The organism is Actinoplanes sp. HUAS TT8, from assembly GCF_051380535.1.
Classification (GTDB): Bacteria; Actinomycetota; Actinomycetes; order Mycobacteriales; family Micromonosporaceae; genus Actinoplanes.
Genome location: NZ_CP195646.1, coordinates 8,807,501 through 8,821,628 on the forward strand (window position 1 = coordinate 8,807,501; position 14,128 = coordinate 8,821,628).

General features: G+C 71.4%; 15 protein-coding genes (1 of these 15 only partly in view). 8 read left to right on the forward strand and 7 right to left on the reverse strand.

The features are described from left to right. Window positions 1–94, forward strand: the end of a protein-coding gene (locus tag ACSHV8_RS39120) for a cation:proton antiporter (protein WP_436524372.1). Its footprint begins 1,433 nt before the window's first position; the window shows 94 of its 1,527 coding nt (coding positions 1,434–1,527); the start codon falls outside the window, past its left edge; its stop codon occupies window positions 92–94. Here ACSHV8_RS39120 and ACSHV8_RS39125 read toward each other — a convergent pair. Continuing rightward, the gene (locus ACSHV8_RS39125) at window positions 79–456 is read right to left on the reverse strand and encodes an ATP-binding protein (protein WP_436524374.1); all 378 of its coding nucleotides are present in this window, start codon (window positions 454–456) and stop codon (window positions 79–81) included. The genes ACSHV8_RS39120 and ACSHV8_RS39125 overlap by 16 nt on opposite strands. Before the next feature lie 270 nt (window positions 457–726). Here ACSHV8_RS39125 and ACSHV8_RS39130 point away from each other — a divergent pair, with 270 nt between their 5' ends. After that, a complete protein-coding gene (locus ACSHV8_RS39130) occupies window positions 727–1,539 on the forward strand; it encodes an RNA polymerase sigma factor SigF (RefSeq protein ID WP_436524376.1) in 813 nt (270 codons plus the stop codon). A 132-nt stretch (window positions 1,540–1,671) separates the two neighbouring features. Beyond that, on the forward strand, window positions 1,672–2,340 hold the full coding sequence (locus tag ACSHV8_RS39135; protein ID WP_436524378.1) for a DedA family protein: 669 nt from the start codon (window positions 1,672–1,674) through the stop codon (window positions 2,338–2,340). A 194-nt stretch (window positions 2,341–2,534) separates the two neighbouring features. On the opposite strand, the gene ACSHV8_RS39140 is transcribed toward ACSHV8_RS39135, so the two are convergent. Beyond that, complete coding sequence (locus ACSHV8_RS39140) at window positions 2,535–3,431, reverse strand: hypothetical protein (RefSeq protein ID WP_436524380.1); 897 nt, start codon at window positions 3,429–3,431, stop codon at window positions 2,535–2,537. A 101-nt stretch (window positions 3,432–3,532) separates the two neighbouring features. On the opposite strand from ACSHV8_RS39140, the gene ACSHV8_RS39145 reads away from it, so the two are divergent. Then, entirely contained in the window at window positions 3,533–4,363 is an 831-nt protein-coding gene (locus ACSHV8_RS39145) for an SDR family NAD(P)-dependent oxidoreductase (protein WP_436524382.1), read from the forward strand. On the opposite strand, the gene ACSHV8_RS39150 is transcribed toward ACSHV8_RS39145, so the two are convergent. Continuing rightward, complete coding sequence (locus ACSHV8_RS39150) at window positions 4,310–6,373, reverse strand: alkaline phosphatase family protein (RefSeq protein WP_436524383.1); 2,064 nt, start codon at window positions 6,371–6,373, stop codon at window positions 4,310–4,312. The two genes, ACSHV8_RS39145 and ACSHV8_RS39150, sit on opposite strands and share 54 nt — an antisense overlap. Before the next feature lie 96 nt (window positions 6,374–6,469). Between ACSHV8_RS39150 and ACSHV8_RS39155 the strand changes: the two genes are divergently transcribed. Beyond that, window positions 6,470–7,663 carry a glycoside hydrolase family 18 protein gene (locus ACSHV8_RS39155; RefSeq protein WP_436524385.1) on the forward strand — a complete coding sequence of 398 codons (1,194 nt, stop codon included), beginning with the start codon at window positions 6,470–6,472 and terminating at the stop codon, window positions 7,661–7,663. Between the two features lie 4 nt (window positions 7,664–7,667). Here the strand turns inward: ACSHV8_RS39155 and ACSHV8_RS39160 are convergent, their stop codons facing one another. From ACSHV8_RS39160 to ACSHV8_RS39170, 3 genes are all read right to left on the reverse strand, one after another. Next, window positions 7,668–8,153 carry a hypothetical protein gene (locus ACSHV8_RS39160; protein WP_436524387.1) on the reverse strand — a complete coding sequence of 162 codons (486 nt, stop codon included), beginning with the start codon at window positions 8,151–8,153 and terminating at the stop codon, window positions 7,668–7,670. Between the two features lie 111 nt (window positions 8,154–8,264). Next, window positions 8,265–8,912: a LamG-like jellyroll fold domain-containing protein gene (locus tag ACSHV8_RS39165; RefSeq protein WP_436524389.1), complete on the reverse strand. Its 648-nt coding sequence runs from the start codon at window positions 8,910–8,912 to the stop codon at window positions 8,265–8,267. Between the two features lie 8 nt (window positions 8,913–8,920). Next, window positions 8,921–9,415, reverse strand: coding sequence for a hypothetical protein (locus ACSHV8_RS39170; RefSeq protein WP_436524391.1), 495 nt, complete (start codon window positions 9,413–9,415; stop codon window positions 8,921–8,923). 117 nt (window positions 9,416–9,532) lie between these two features. Between ACSHV8_RS39170 and ACSHV8_RS39175 the strand changes: the two genes are divergently transcribed. Together ACSHV8_RS39175 and ACSHV8_RS39180 are read left to right on the forward strand one after the other, a co-directional pair. Continuing rightward, complete coding sequence (locus tag ACSHV8_RS39175; RefSeq protein WP_436524393.1) at window positions 9,533–9,964, forward strand: MarR family winged helix-turn-helix transcriptional regulator; 432 nt, start codon at window positions 9,533–9,535, stop codon at window positions 9,962–9,964. 4 nt (window positions 9,965–9,968) lie between these two features. Continuing rightward, window positions 9,969–11,819 (forward strand): MFS transporter, encoded by a 1,851-nt coding sequence (locus ACSHV8_RS39180; protein WP_436524395.1) that lies wholly within the window; start codon window positions 9,969–9,971, stop codon window positions 11,817–11,819. 423 nt (window positions 11,820–12,242) lie between these two features. Here the strand turns inward: ACSHV8_RS39180 and ACSHV8_RS39185 are convergent, their stop codons facing one another. Then, complete coding sequence (locus tag ACSHV8_RS39185) at window positions 12,243–12,818, reverse strand: TetR/AcrR family transcriptional regulator (RefSeq protein ID WP_436524397.1); 576 nt, start codon at window positions 12,816–12,818, stop codon at window positions 12,243–12,245. Between the two features lie 84 nt (window positions 12,819–12,902). Here ACSHV8_RS39185 and ACSHV8_RS39190 point away from each other — a divergent pair, with 84 nt between their 5' ends. After that, window positions 12,903–14,117: an MFS transporter gene (locus tag ACSHV8_RS39190; RefSeq protein ID WP_436524399.1), complete on the forward strand. Its 1,215-nt coding sequence runs from the start codon at window positions 12,903–12,905 to the stop codon at window positions 14,115–14,117. The last annotated feature ends 11 nt before the right edge of the window (window positions 14,118–14,128 follow it).

Genomic DNA, 14,128 nt, shown 5'->3' on the forward strand with positions numbered 1-14,128 from the left:
GGCGCTGATGGAGCGGAAGCTGGACGAGGCGACCGCCCGGGAACTGATCGCCGATGTGGATCTGCGTCAGGCCGCCGCTCACTCGGAGATCTGAAAACTGGCCCAGGTGTGCTTGGCGTCGGCCGTGAGGTACCAGCCGCTGGCGGTGGCGAACGTGCTGACGAGCAGCAACCCGAGCCCGCCGGCGCCCATCGGCCGGCGGACGAGGCCGAACTGCGGTTCGCCGACCAGATCCTGATCGGACACGTCGACGGTCATCCGGCCCGGTTCGGTGAGCAAGCGCACTATCGCGGGCGGGGTGCCGTGGCGCAGGGCGTTGGTGGCGAGCTCGGTGGCGACGATCGCGATCCGTTCGAAGATCTCGGTGTCCTCGATCTCCGCGCGCAGCCCGGCGCGGAGGACCCGCAGGTCGTGGACGTGATCGAGCGTCCACTGCCGTACCAGCCCCGGGTTCATGGATCCATCTTGCTGGGGTGTCAAGAAACCGCAGTGGGCCGACCGGGCCTCGGGCATCGACGGGCACCACCCCACTCGGCCGAGTGTCACTCATACTTTCGGCTAGTTTTTTGTCAGACAACCGGCTAGGGTCATGGCAACTGAACGGCTAAGCAGGTTCGGGCGGCGGTCGAGGTTTGGACCGTCCCGCCCGTGGGTAGAGACGCCCGACCGACCGGGTCCAGTACTAAGTGGACCGGCTCTCCGGAAAGGTGCCAGGGAGGACCACGCATGACCGTCATGGAGACTTCGACGACCGTTGCCCCGGCGACGGCTAAAAGTGCCGAAAGCCCCGTGGACAGCGCGGCGGAACTGCTGAACGCGATGGCTGCGATGCCTGCCGGGCACCCGTCCCGGGCCGCGCTCCGCGACCAGGCGATCGAGGCCTGGCTGCCGCTCGCCCGTCACCTCGCCAACCGGTACTCCGGCCGTGGCGAGCCGACCGATGACCTGATCCAGACCGCCACCGTCGGCCTGATCAAGGCGGTCGACAAGTTCGACCCCGAGCGCGGCGTCGACTTCGCCGGCTACGCGATCCCGACCATCATCGGCGAGATCAAGCGGCACTTCCGCGACCGCACCTGGTCGGTGCGCGTCCCCCGTCGCCTGCAGGAGCTGCGCCTCGCGATCACCGAGGCGAACAGCACGCTGACCCACAGCCTCGGCCGGTCGCCCACGGTTCCGGACATCGCCACCCACCTCGGCATCTCCGAGGAAGAGGTGCTGGAGGGTCTGGAAGGCGCCCGCGCCTACAACGCGACGTCGCTGTCCACCCCGATCAGTGCCGACGGTTCGACCGAGCTCGGTGACACCCTCGGTGGCGAGGACTACGAGTTCGAGCTGGCCGAGACCCGGGTCGCCCTCGGGCCGGCGCTGGCGACGCTGGACGAGCGGGAGCAGCGGATCCTGACGCTGCGCTTCTACGGCAACCTGACCCAGTCGCAGATCGCCGACCAGATCGGCATCTCCCAGATGCACGTCTCCCGGCTGCTGACCAAGGCGCTGGCCAAGCTGCGCAACCAGCTGGCCGCCGAGACCCTCTGATTTCTGAACTTTCCCGAGGAGGTTCCGGTCCGTGACGGGCCGGGACCTCCTCGTATTCGGCTAAAGGTCGGACCGGGTCCGCCGCACAGGTCCGTGCGACCGTCGTCACCTTCGGCGGCTACCGTGTAGCCGATGCCACCTTCAGCCGAGCTCCCCGGGTTCCTCCACAGCGTCGCCCCGATCCTGGACCGCTGGGGATATCTGGCTCTTGCCGCGGTGATGGTCGTGGAGAGCTTCGGGGTCCCCGCACCCGGGCAGACGATCATGGTGGCCGCATCGATCTACTCCAGCACCGGCCGGATGAACATCTTCGTCGTGGCGATCGTCAGCTTCATCACCGCGGTGGTCGGCGACAACATCGGCTACTGGATCGGCCTGCGAGGCGGCCGCAAGGTCGTGCACCGGTGGGGGAAGTACATCTTCGTCACCCCGGAACGCCTGGAGAAGGCCGAGCAGTTCTTCGCGCGTCGCGGCAACCGGATCATCGTGGTCGCCCGGTTCATCGACGGGCTGCGGCAGCTCAACGGGGTGATTGCCGGCATCACCAAGATGCCGTGGAAGACGTTCACGATCTACAACGCGATCGGGGCGGCCCTCTGGGTCGGCTGGTGGACGACCGTGTCGTACCTGCTCGGCTCCAACCTGGTGACGATCATCGAGCACGCGCATCGGTACAAGTGGCTGGCGATCGGGCTGGTCGTGGTCGCGGTGGCGATCTACGTGACGCTGCACGTGCGGCACATCCGGCGGCGCCGGGCGCGGGCGACGGCCAGCACGCCGGCCGAGGAGAACCCCGCCTGAGCTTGCGGTCCGCTCTTCGGCGCGAGGTTGTCCGGCTTTCCGCTTGCGTACGGCGGGTAAGGCCCGTTTCCTGCCGGTGGGGCGGTCGGCGCGCGCATCGCCGTCGTCTCCGCCTGCGGCACTTCCGGAAACACAGAGATGGTCCCCGCCGCCCACAGCAGGGACCATCTCTGCTTATTTCCCCCGAGTAAAGATCAGGAGCCGCTGCTCGCGGCGGCCGAGGGCTGCGTGTTCGGGGCCTGGCCGCCGGGAGCGCCGTTCTGGCCGGGGGCGCCGTTCATCTGGCCCGGGGCGCCGGCCGGGGTGGAAGCGCTGCTGCTGCCGCCGGAGAGGGCCGCGGTGACGCCGGCTCCGACGCCCGCGCCGGCCAGGGCCGCGGCGATCAGGGCCGCGACCAGGGCCATCTTCGGACTCTTGCGGGCCGGTTTCCCGGGGGTGCCGCCGTCGGAGCCGTTGCCCGGCGGGGTCCACGGCTGCGGTGTGCCCGCCGGGTCGCCGGCCGGTGGAGCCGGGGCGAGGGGAGCCGGTGGGACCGCGGCGGCGGCCCGGGCCTGCGGCGGGGCTTCCGTGGACGGCCAGGCGGCCGGGGCCGGGGCGGCCGGGGCGCGGACGGCCTCGTTCCAGGAGGGTGGGACCGAGTCCGGGATGTTGCTGGTGGTCCATTCGCCGGCGGCGCGGCCGGGGTCGCCGCCCCAGCTGTTGTTCGGGTCGTCGGCTGATGGCCGCCGGTCCCAGGAAGCGTGCGCGCCGCCCGGCTCCACGGGGGAGTCGAGCCAGGCGGCGGGCGCGCCACCTGGCGCACCGGCCGGGGACTGCCATTGCGCGGTCGGAATGTCGTACTCGGCGGCCCGGTGCCCACCGCGCGGGTCGCCGGCGAACGAGCCGCGGGGATCGAACGCGTCTCGCAGGTCGGCCGACCCGGCGCGCGGGGCCGGATAGGCGCCGTAGGAACCGGGGAGGTCGACGACGGCGTCCCGCGGGTCGGTGGCCGAGCCGCGCGGGCGGGTCGCGGGCGGCCAGTCGGCCGGCGGGCCCTGGGTATGCAGCGGGCGGGGCGGGGCGGAGCGGTCGGAGGGGTCGTACGCGGTCATCGTTTGCTCCTCGGTTGGTTGCTTCGCTGCGAAGAGACTGACCACCGCCCCTATGCGCATCCTGTGCGGCCGTTAAGCAGCACTTATCAGATACTTGGCGGATGCGACGTTTCACGTTCGCGGGGCGGACCTGCGTGATCACCGGGGCGGCGGGCGGGATCGGCGCGGCCCTGACGCTCGAACTGGCCAAGCGACGGGCCGCGCTCGTGCTGATCGACCGGGACGGGGACGGGCTGGAACGGGTCGCCGGGACGGCTCGGGAGCTGGGCGGGGCGGACGTCACGACGTACGTCATCGATCTGGCCGATGGAAAGGACCGGAGTGATCTCGCGGCCGAAGTCTCGTCCCGGCTGGGCGGCGCGGATCTTCTGATCAACAACGCGGGCGTGACGCTCTCCGGGACGTTCGAGCAGAACCGGTTGGACGACGTCGACTGGCTGCTGGAGATCAACCTGCACGCGGTGATCCGGATGACCAAGGCGTTCCTGCCGCAGCTGCTGGCCCGGCCCGGCTCGCACGTGGTGAACGTGTCCAGCCTGTTCGGGCTGATCGCCCCGCCCGGTCAGGTGGCCTACGCGACGAGCAAGTACGCGGTGCGCGGGTTCACCGAGGCGCTGCGGCACGAGATCGCGCCGCGCGGGGTCGGGGTGACCGTGGTGCATCCGGGCGGGGTACGCACCGGTATCGCGCTGAACGCCCGGCTCAGCGGCCCCGACCCGGACGGCGCGCAGGCCGCCGAGAACCGGAAGTTCCACGAGACCGCGCTGACGCTGCCGCCCGAGGAGGCGGCCCGGCAGATCCTGGCCGCGGTCCAGTCACGCCGGCCGCGTCTGGTCATCACCAAGGAGGCACGGGCCGCGGACCTGCTGGCCCGGGTCCTACCCGCCGGTTACTGGACGGTCAGCCAGCGGGTCGCTCGCCGATTCCAGTGAGGCGTAGACCGGCTCGCCGGCGGTGATCTGCTCCCGGACCGGCTCCTCGCGCAGGCCCAGCATGGTCAGCCACTCGATCAGCTGGCGGTGCACGGCGTCCGGGCCGTGCAGGTCGCCGGTGACGGTCCAGGCCGCCGGGTGCACGAGCATCGCGTCGGTCTGCCAGCCGCCGAGGCCGCCGTGCGAGCCGACCAACTCCTCGAACGCGGCGACTTCGAGGGTCTCGGTGTCGACGGCGCTGATCACGACGAGGTCGCCGATGTGGGCCGCCTCCTGGTGACGCAGCAGGTCGTCGCGGGCCTCACGCCCGTACGGGAGAAGGGGGTCCTGCCCGGTGACCAGGCCGTCCCGCAACCGGTGGGTGCCACCGGGACCGAAAGCGATCGGTCCTTCCTCGCTGCCGGCCACGACCAGCCCGATGCCGGGATGCGCGGCCAGGCCGGCGATCAGGCGGGGGTACGTCTCCTCGATCTCGTCGCGCAGCACCCGATGCGTGAACCGGGTCAGGTAGACCAGCGACAGGTTCCCGGACGAGAGCACGAGCAGCGGGGCGGCATCCGGCACGGGATCGGGCTCGCGGGCGCTCGGCTCCTCGGCCGGCGCCTCCGGGCTCTCGGCGGCGACCGCGGTGAGCCGCTCGACCACCTCGTCCAGGGTCTCGCCGTAGCGCTGCCGGAACGTGGCGCCCTGGCTCTGCCCGTGGTCGGAGAGCACCACCAGGTGATAGCGCCGGGCCGCCTCGGGTGAGAGGCGTTCGAGCACGCCGAGCATCCGGTCCAGGCTCTCCAGCTGCCGCATCGACTCCGGCCGGGCCGGGCCGGCGTGGTGCGCGACCTCGTCGTAGTCGACCAGGTCGCAGTAGACGACCGGGACTCCGCGGGCCATCTGCTCGGCGATCAGGGAGATGTTCACGTCGCGCAGCAGCATGGCGGCCGGGCGCAGCGCCAGGTACGCCCCCGAGCGGCTGACTCGCGGCTGCACGTTGCGGCGGCGCTGGAGGCGGGCCTCGTGCAGCTCGGTGACGACCTCGGCCGCGCCCAGGACCAGCGCGCGGGTGAAGCCGTAGGGCGAGGCCATGAACGCCGCCCAGCCCCGCGCCGACCGGCCCGGCAGCGCGGCGTGACTGACCGTCAGCAGGTTGGTCACCGCGTCGCCGCCGAACGCGTTGCCGATGCTCACCCCGCCGTCGCGGAGCAGGCCCTGGCCGTCGGTGAGCCGGCGCTCGATCACGGCGGCGTCGCGTGGGCGGTTGGAGACCATCACCTTGCCGGTCTCCTTCTCGAACCAGCGGAACGCCGGGATCTGCCGGGACGCGCCGTGCAGGATCCCGGCCTGCGACGCCGGGGTGGTCGACGGCAGACCGGTGTGCCAGGGCCGCAGGGTGTGGCTGCCGGAGCGCAGCCAGTGCCCGAGGATCGGCAGGTTGCCGGCCCGGATGGCCCAGCGCAGCACCGGCTCGGCGACCCCGTCGAGCTGGATCACGAGCAGGCCGGGGGCGGTGCCGGGGCGCGGGCGGCGCAGGGTGAAGAACGGGCCGCCGGCGCGGCGCGCGGCTCGGCGGCGCACCGCCCGCATCAGCCGTCGGGCCTCCCGGACGAACGTGTCGTCGCTGCCGGCGTCGGCCGCCCAGTCCAGCAGTGCGGCGAAGATCACGGCCAGGATCGCGGCGACGACGAGCGTGGGCAGGCCGCGGATCCGGTTCGCCGGGTCCAGCCGCAGGGCGATGACCATGACCGCGACCTGGGTCATCACGCCGAACAGCATGGCGCCCCAGCCGCCCAGGGCGGTGATCCCGAGCAGGAGCAGCGGGCGCAGCACGGCGCCGGTCAGCGCGACCAGGACCACCAGGTTCAGCGTGTCCACGATGTCGGCGCCGGCCACTCCCGGCATCAGCCACAGTGTCACGGTGACCACCACGAACGTGGTGATCGCGCTGCGGAGCACAGCCTTGGCCCGGCCCAGGACTCGCCGCCAGGCGAAGAGGGCACGCATCTCGGGGCTTAGGGCCACGGCTCGACAATGGCACAGCCGATCGCGCCGGGTGCAGCCGCACTCGAACGGGGGAATAAGGGGCGATCAGCGGTTTTGGCGGCTAGTTTCGTGCCAGTGCGTGTCCGTACGGCGGCTTTCGCCCTGCTCGTCCTGATCTTGTCGGCCTGCCAATCGCCTAGCCCACAGTCCGACCCCGCTCCACCTCCCCCGCACGAGCGGGTGCTGGCCGGATACTTCACCGAGTGGGGGGCCTACGGCCGGGCCTTCCGGGTGAAGAACCTGGCCGCCAGCGGCGCCGCCGGGCGACTCACCCATCTGCTGTACGCGTTCGGCAAGGTCGACGGCGGCCGGTGCGGGGTCGGTGACCCGTGGGCGGCGTACCAGAAGCCGGTGGCCGCGGCCGACAGCATCGACGGCGTCGCCGACACCACGTCCACTCCCCTGCGCGGGAACTTCGGGCAGCTCTGGAAGCTCAAAGGCGCCCACCCCGGGCTGAAGATCCTCTGGTCGTTCGGCGGGTGGACCGGCTCGGCCGGCTTCACCGCGGCCGCCCAGGACCCGGCCGGGTTCGCCAAGTCCTGCCACGACCTGCTCAAGGATCCGCGCTGGGCCGGACTGTTCGACGGCATCGACGTCGACTGGGAGTACCCGAACGCCTGCGGCCGGCAGTGCGACCGCAGCGGGCGGGAGTCGCTGGCCAAGGTGCTCGCCGCGCTGCGGGCCGCGTTCGGCAAGGACGCGCTGGTCACGGCCGCGGTGCCCGGGGACGTGAAGAAGCTCGGAGCGGTCGACCTGTCCGCGGCGGCGGCACAGGTGGACTGGCTCGGGGCGATGACCTACGACTACTTCGGGGCCGGGAACGAGGACGTACGGACCGCGCCGCACTCGCCGCTGACCACGTACCCGGGGATCCCGCGGGCCGGGGCGACCGTGGAGGCGACCGTCACCCAACTGCTGCAACAGGGGGTGCCGGCGTCGAAACTGCTGTTCGGGGTGGGGTTCTACGGGCGCGGCTGGACCGGGGTGCGCAGCGCCACCCCGGGAGCGACCGCGACCGGGCCGGCCCCGGGCACCTACGAGAAGGGGATGGAGGACTACAAGGTCCTCGCCGGGCGGTGCCCGCCGACCGGGACGGTCGGCGGGACGGCGTACGCGCAGTGCGGGGCTCAATGGTGGTCCTATGACACCCCGGACACCATCCGGGGGAAGGTCGCGTACGCGCGGAGCCGGGCGCTGGGCGGTGTCTTCGCGTGGGAGCTGTCCGGGGACACCCCCGACGGCAAGCTGATCACCGCCCTGTCCAGCTGAACGGTCAGCCGCAGAAGCCCGTGCTGGCCGGGATGTTCATGGCGTCGCCGGAGCCGCACTCGACGCCGCTGCCCTCGCCCTTCTTCGACCACTGGCCGGTCTTGACGTCGTACGCGAAGAAGATCTGTCCGTCGCCCTGCTTGTCCGGGCTCGGGGCGGTCATCGCGGTGACGGCCCAGTTGTCCTTGCACTTGACGGTCGACGCGTTGACCTTCCAGCCGGCCGGGTAGTCGGCCAGGCGCTGCAGGGTGGCGGCGGTGACCGGGCAGCCGTCCTTCGCCTTCGCGTGGTCGGTGGCGGCCGGGGTCGTCGCCGCCGGAGTGGTGGTCTTGGTGGTGGCGGCCGAGGTGGCCGGAGTCGCCGCGGTGGTCGTGGCGGTGGTCGCGGCCGGGGCGGCGGCGGGCGTGGTCGTGGTGGCGGCTTCGCCGCAGGCGGCCAGGCCGAACAGGGCGGTAGCGGCGGTGGCGACGACGACGGTGCGAGCGAACATTTCGGAATCCCCCGTGTGGTGTTCGGCGATCAACTGAGGAAGATGTTCGCGGGTTCGAACCGGCCACAGTGCATCGAGGAAGCCCATTGGCAGACTTTGGGGAGTAACCCGTCAGCCGATCCGGATCCAGACGTTGTCGAGGGCGCCGTTGAACTGGTCGTTGTCCAGGTAGGCGCCCTTGCCGCCGATGCTCAGCGGCCGGTTGTTGGCCACCGACAGATCGGCCGGGATCCGGGTCCGTCCGCGCAGCACCCCGTCCACGTAGATCTCGAAGCGCCCGCCCGACCGTTCGCAGCGCACCGCGTGCCACCGGCCGTCGGCCGCGGTGACCGAGCTGCGGACCATCCGGATACCCGGCCGGCGCTCGTCGACGAGCACACAGCTGGGCTCGCCGGCCAGGCCGTCGATCTGCAGTTTGTACTGGCTGCTGGTCTTCGAGTAGCCCTTCTGGACGATGTTCTGCCCCTTGCTGGTCTGCCCGGGATCGAGCAGCACGTCGGCGCCGTACGCGAGATCCCGGGTCCCCGGGTTCAGGTCGGCCGTGCCCGGGCTCTGCAGGGCGACGTGCGGGCAGGCGATCGGCTCGCAGTGGTCCGGGAAGGCGAACGCGGTACCGGTGCCGTGCGGGATCGAGCGGATCCGGCCGCCGTGCCCGGTAATGATCCGCAGGGTGTGCCCGAAGCCGGAGTCGTCCAGCGTGGCGGTCGAGCCGTTGAAGTCGTAGCGGGCGATGACGACCGGGACCGGTTGGGGCAGCACCGAAGGACCTAACCGAAGAAGTTCTGCACCTGGGTGAGGGTCAGGTAGCCCTGCTGCTCCAGCTCGCGGGGCACCGACGTGAGCGCCCGCTCGATCACCGGGACGTCGTCCGGGCTGCTCGGCGGCGGCGCCGGTTCCGGGTCGGGCGGGAGATGCGGCAGCGCCATCGCCTCCCGGATGACCTCGAACATGGTCCGCACCTCGGTCACCGCGCGGCGCATCAGCTCCTGGTCGGAGCAGGTCGGCGGGAGCGCGCAGGTGAAGTTCGCACGCAGCTGGTCTCCGACGTGCCGGATGTCGGCGCTGGGCCGCAGGTGATCCACACCCTCGGTGACGATGCCGAGTTGGCACGTCCGGAATCCGCTCCGGTCCCACCACCGCTGCCAGCGCGGGTCGGCGTCGATGGTGTGTACGGCGTGCTGGAGCGCGATCAGGTAGTGCCGAGGCGCCCGGCCGTCCCGAGTTGCCGTCCCCAGCCGCGGGTGGAGCCAGAACTCGTCCATGTCTCGCATGGTCCCAGGCTTCCCGGGTGCCTCGTGGGAATTCGGGGGTCGCGCGTCGGAGTGGAACTGGGTCACACTCCATCCCGACCTTGCATAAGCAGATGATATAAATTGGCTGTGCGCATCCCGGTCGAGGACGCGGTCATCGCGACCGCTTTCGAACGTCTCTACGCAGGTCTGCGGCGGATCACGCCCCGGGAGGAACTGAGCCTCACGGCCGCCTCCACCCTGGCCCGCCTCGAACGATCGGGACCGCATCGCCTCTGCGAGCTGCACGCCCCCGAAGGGGTGACCCAACCGGCGATGACGCAGCTGGTCACCCGCCTGGAACGGGACGGGCTGGCCACGCGGGGCAGCGACCCGGCCGACGGCCGGGCGGTGGTCGTCGGCATCACCGACGCCGGGCGCGAGGCCGTCGCCCGGCGCCGAGCGGGGCGCGCGGAGGCGCTCTCGGAGGTGCTGCGTCGGTTGCCGGAGGACGACCGGGCGGTGATCACGGCTGCCCTGCCGGCTCTGGAACGGCTGAATGACCTGCTCACGAAGGACTGATCGCATGCTTGCCGTTGACCATCCGCGCTACAAGTGGGTCGCGCTCTCCAACACCACCCTCGGCAACCTCCTGGCGACGATCAACTCGTCGATCGTGCTGATCTCGCTGCCCGCCATCTTCAAGGGCATCAAGATCAACCCGCTGGCCCCGGGCAACGTCAGCTACCTGCTCTGGATGCTGATGGGCTACATGCTGGTCACCGCGGTGCTGGTGGTCACGCTGGGCCGGCTCGGGGACATGTACGGCCGCGTCAAGATCTACAACGCCGGCTTCGCGATCTTCGCGGTCGTCTCGGTCATCCTGTCCGTGGACCCGTTCACCGGCTCCGGCGGCGCGATCTGGCTGATCGGCTGGCGGGTCGCGCAGGCCATCGGCGGCGCCATGCTGATGGCCAACTCGGCCGCGATCATCACCGACGCGTTCCCGCCCAAGCAGCGCGGCATGGCGCTCGGCGTCAACATCGTCTCCGCGCTCGCCGGCTCGTTCATCGGCCTGGTCGCCGGTGGGGTGCTGGCCGAATGGGACTGGCGGTCGGTGTTCTGGGTCAACATCCCGCTCGGGATCGTCGGCGCCATCTGGGCGTACCGGTCGCTGCACGACACCGGCACCCGCCGCCACGCGAAGATCGACTGGTGGGGCAACCTGACGTTCGCGGTCGGGCTCACGGCGGTGCTCGTCGGGATCACGTACGGCATTCAGCCGTACGGCGGTCATACCCAGGGCTGGACCAACCCGTGGGTGCTGAGCGGCCTGATCGGCGGCGCGATCGTGCTGGTGATCTTCGGGATCATCGAGACCCGGGTCGCCGAGCCGATGTTCCCGCTCAAACTGTTCCGCAACGCCGCCTTCACCGGCGGGAACGTGGCGAACCTGCTGGCCAGCGTGGCCCGCGGCGGCCTCCAGTTCATGCTGATCATCTGGCTGCAGGGCATCTGGCTGCCGCTGCACGGCTACGACTACGAGCGCACACCGCTCTGGGCCGGCATCTACCTGGTCCCGCTGACCATCGGCTTCCTGGCCGCCGGGCCGCTCTCCGGCTTCCTGTCCGACCGGTTCGGGGCCCGGCCCTTCGCGGCCGGCGGCCTGCTGGTCATGGCCGTGTCCTTCGCCGGCCTGCTGCTCGTGCCGGGCGACTTCAGCTACCCGATCTTCGCGATCCTGATCTTCATCAACGGCCTCGGCGGCGGCCTGTTCTCCGCACCCAACACGTCACTGCTGATGTCCACCGTCCCGGCCAACATGCGCGGCGCCGCCTCCGGCATGCGGGCCACGTTCATGAACGCCGGCCAGGTGCTCTCCATCGGCGTCTTCTTCTCGCTGATGGTCGCCGGGCTGGCCGACTCGCTGCCGGCCAGCCTCAGCGCCGGCCTGACCGCGCAGGGCGTACCGGCCGACATCGCCGCCAAGGCCGCCGAACTCCCGCCGGTCGGGACACTGTTCGCCGCGTTCCTCGGCTACAACCCGATCCAGGAACTGCTCGGACCGCAGGTGCTCGGCGCCCTGCCCGCCGACAACGCCCGCAATCTGACCGGCCTCGAATTCTTCCCGCGACTGATCGCCGACCCGTTCCACGACGGCCTGATCATCGTCTTCTGGATGGCCATCGCCATGGCCGTCCTCGGCGCCCTGGCCTCGCTGATCCGCGCCAAGCCGGCCCCGTCCGACGACCTCGACCCGACCAGCCCGGCCTCCGCGGTCGACACCTCCGCGGCCGCTACCTCCGGTGCGGAAACCGACGGCGAGCATCTCGTCGCCCGCGAGGCCGAACTGAGCGCCGAACTCGCCGAATCACAGCCCCTGCTCCCCGCGGCCCGCATCCCCGAACCCCTCGACGAACCCGCGACCCGCGACTGAACCCAGCCACCCGACATCGGCGCGCCCCACCCGGGACGCGCCGATTTCCATTCCCAAAACCATTTGCGCGTACGGCCATGGCCCCCGCCCGCCCGTCCGAGTCCGCGACGCCCGCCGCGCCCCCTGTTCCCCTCGCGACGCAAGGCCCAGCTGGCACTCACGGCTGCTTCGCAGCCCCCAACCCAGCCCTCAGCACCAGCTGACCGCTTTCAGCTGGCGCTCACGGCTCCATCGCAAGCTCGCGACAACCCTCAACGCCAGCCGGCGGGTTCCGGCTGGTGCTGGGGGCTGCTTTAGGGCCTCGGGAGAGCCATCAGCGCCAGCTGGGCGGGTGAGGCGCGGCTGGGGGGTGAGTGGGGGCGGGGGTCGCGGAGGGGGCTGGGCGGGCGGGGGCTATGGCCGTACGCGCAAAGGGGTTGATCTTCAGGTGGGGAGGGCGGCCGTGAGCAGGGTCGCGGCCATGGCTCGGGCGGCGTGGGCGGCGGCCGGGCCGGGGTCCTGGCGGGCGCCGACGGTGGCGCCGTCGTAGAGGATGACCAGCTGGGCGGCGAGCGCGACCGGGTCGGCGGCACCGGCCTCGCGGGCCAGGTCGACCAGCGTGGACCGGGTCCAGGCGCGGTTGGCCTCGGACTCCTCGGCGACGACCCCGTTCGGGTCGGATTCGGCGCCGGCGTTGTAGAAGGCGCATCCGCGGAAGCCGGGTTTGGCGGCCGATTCGGCGAGCGAGTCGAAGATGGCGAGCAGGCGGTCACGCGGGTCGGTGTGTTTGTCGATGTGGCGCTGCAGCCGGGCCCGGCGCTCCTGGTGTCGATTCTGCAGATAGGCCCGGACCAGGCCGTCCTTGCTGCCGAAGCAGGAGTAGAGCGAGGCCTTGGCGACGCCGGCCTGCTCGATCACCCGATCGATCCCGATGGTGTGCACGCCTTCGGCGTAGAAGAGCTCGTCGGCCGCGGCCAGGAGACGTTCACGGGCCGACGGGCGGGGTGACGTGACGGACATGCGTTTGACGTTAACAGACAGGTCTGTCTACTGTCAGAGCTGCAACTAGACAGACCTGTCTGTTCGATCACTGGGGGATCCCTCATGACCGTCCTCGCCGAGGCCGTACGGACCACCGCACCGGCCCGCCTGAGCCGGAACGCGGCCTTCACCGCGATCGCCGCCATCCTGGTGACGTTCGCCGCGGCGGCCGCCGTGCCCAGCCCGCTCTACGTCGTCTACCAGCACCTCTGGGGCTTCTCCCCGGCGATGCTGACGGTGGTCTTCGCGGTCTACGTGGTCGCCCTGATCGCCACCCTGCTCACCCTGGGCGCCCTCTCCGACTACGTCGGACGCCGCCCGGTGCTGGCCGGCGCGATCCTGACCGAGGCGGTCGCGCTCACCCTGTTCCTGGCCGCCGGGAACGTGACGGTGCTGCTGATCGCCCGGATCGTGCAGGGCATCGCCACCGGCGCCGCGCTCAGCACGCTGGGTGCCGCCCTGATCGATCTCAACCCGTCGCACGCGCCCGGCCGGGCCGGCTTGATCAGCGGCATCGCCCCGGTGGCCGGGCTCGGGCTCGGCGCGTTCGGCTGCGGCGTGCTCGTCGAGTGGGCGCCGTTCCCGACCCACCTGGTCTACGCGCTGCTGCTGGCCGGCATGGTCGTCGCCGCCCTGGCCGTGGCCTGGATGCCGGAGACCTCGGAGCGCCGCCCGGGCGCCGCCGCCTCGCTGAAGTGGCGGCTCGGCGTGCCCGCCCGGCTGCGCGGCGACCTGTTCGCGCTGATCCCGATCATCGTGGCCAGCTGGGCGCTGGGCGGTCTCTACCTGTCGCTCGGCCCGTCGGTCGCGGCGGCCACCTTCGGCATCACCGATCACCTGATCGGCGGCCTGGTGGTGGCCCTGGTCTGCGGCGCCGGTGCGGTGACCTCGTTCCTGATGCGCAAGGTGGCCACGCCGCGGGTGCTCACCGTGGCCGGGACCGGGCTGCTGGCCGGGGGTGCGCTCGGCGTGACCGGCCTGGTCGTGGAGAGTCTGACGCTGGTCACGGTCGGTTCGATCGTGTCCGGGATCGGCTTCGGGGCGGCGGCGCTGGCCTCGTTCAGCACGCTGGCCCGGATCGCCGAGCCGCACGAGCGGGGTGAGCTGCTGGCGGTGGCGTTGACCATCTCGTACGCGGCCTTCAGCATCCCGGCCGTGATCGCCGGGCAGGTCGCGAACCATCTGGGCCTGCACACGACCGCGCTCGGGTATGCCGCGATCGTCTCCGCCCTGGGCCTGGTGGCCCTGATCGCCCAGCGCACACGCCGTTCGGCCTGATTCCACACCTT

Bases quoted from the DNA above. Each gene is read 5' to 3' on its own strand.
- ACSHV8_RS39125 (WP_436524374.1), bottom strand. From the start codon at position 456: ATGAACCCGGGGCTGGTACGGCAGTGGACGCTCGATCACGTCCACGAC.
- ACSHV8_RS39130 (WP_436524376.1), top strand. From the start codon at position 727: ATGACCGTCATGGAGACTTCGACGACCGTTGCCCCGGCGACGGCTAAA.
- ACSHV8_RS39135 (WP_436524378.1), top strand. From the start codon at position 1,672: ATGCCACCTTCAGCCGAGCTCCCCGGGTTCCTCCACAGCGTCGCCCCG.
- ACSHV8_RS39140 (WP_436524380.1), bottom strand. From the start codon at position 3,431: ATGACCGCGTACGACCCCTCCGACCGCTCCGCCCCGCCCCGCCCGCTG.
- ACSHV8_RS39145 (WP_436524382.1), top strand. From the start codon at position 3,533: ATGCGACGTTTCACGTTCGCGGGGCGGACCTGCGTGATCACCGGGGCG.
- ACSHV8_RS39160 (WP_436524387.1), bottom strand. From the start codon at position 8,153: ATGTTCGCTCGCACCGTCGTCGTCGCCACCGCCGCTACCGCCCTGTTC.
- ACSHV8_RS39170 (WP_436524391.1), bottom strand. From the start codon at position 9,415: ATGGACGAGTTCTGGCTCCACCCGCGGCTGGGGACGGCAACTCGGGAC.
- ACSHV8_RS39180 (WP_436524395.1), top strand. From the start codon at position 9,969: ATGCTTGCCGTTGACCATCCGCGCTACAAGTGGGTCGCGCTCTCCAAC.
- ACSHV8_RS39185 (WP_436524397.1), bottom strand. From the start codon at position 12,818: ATGTCCGTCACGTCACCCCGCCCGTCGGCCCGTGAACGTCTCCTGGCC.
- ACSHV8_RS39190 (WP_436524399.1), top strand. From the start codon at position 12,903: ATGACCGTCCTCGCCGAGGCCGTACGGACCACCGCACCGGCCCGCCTG.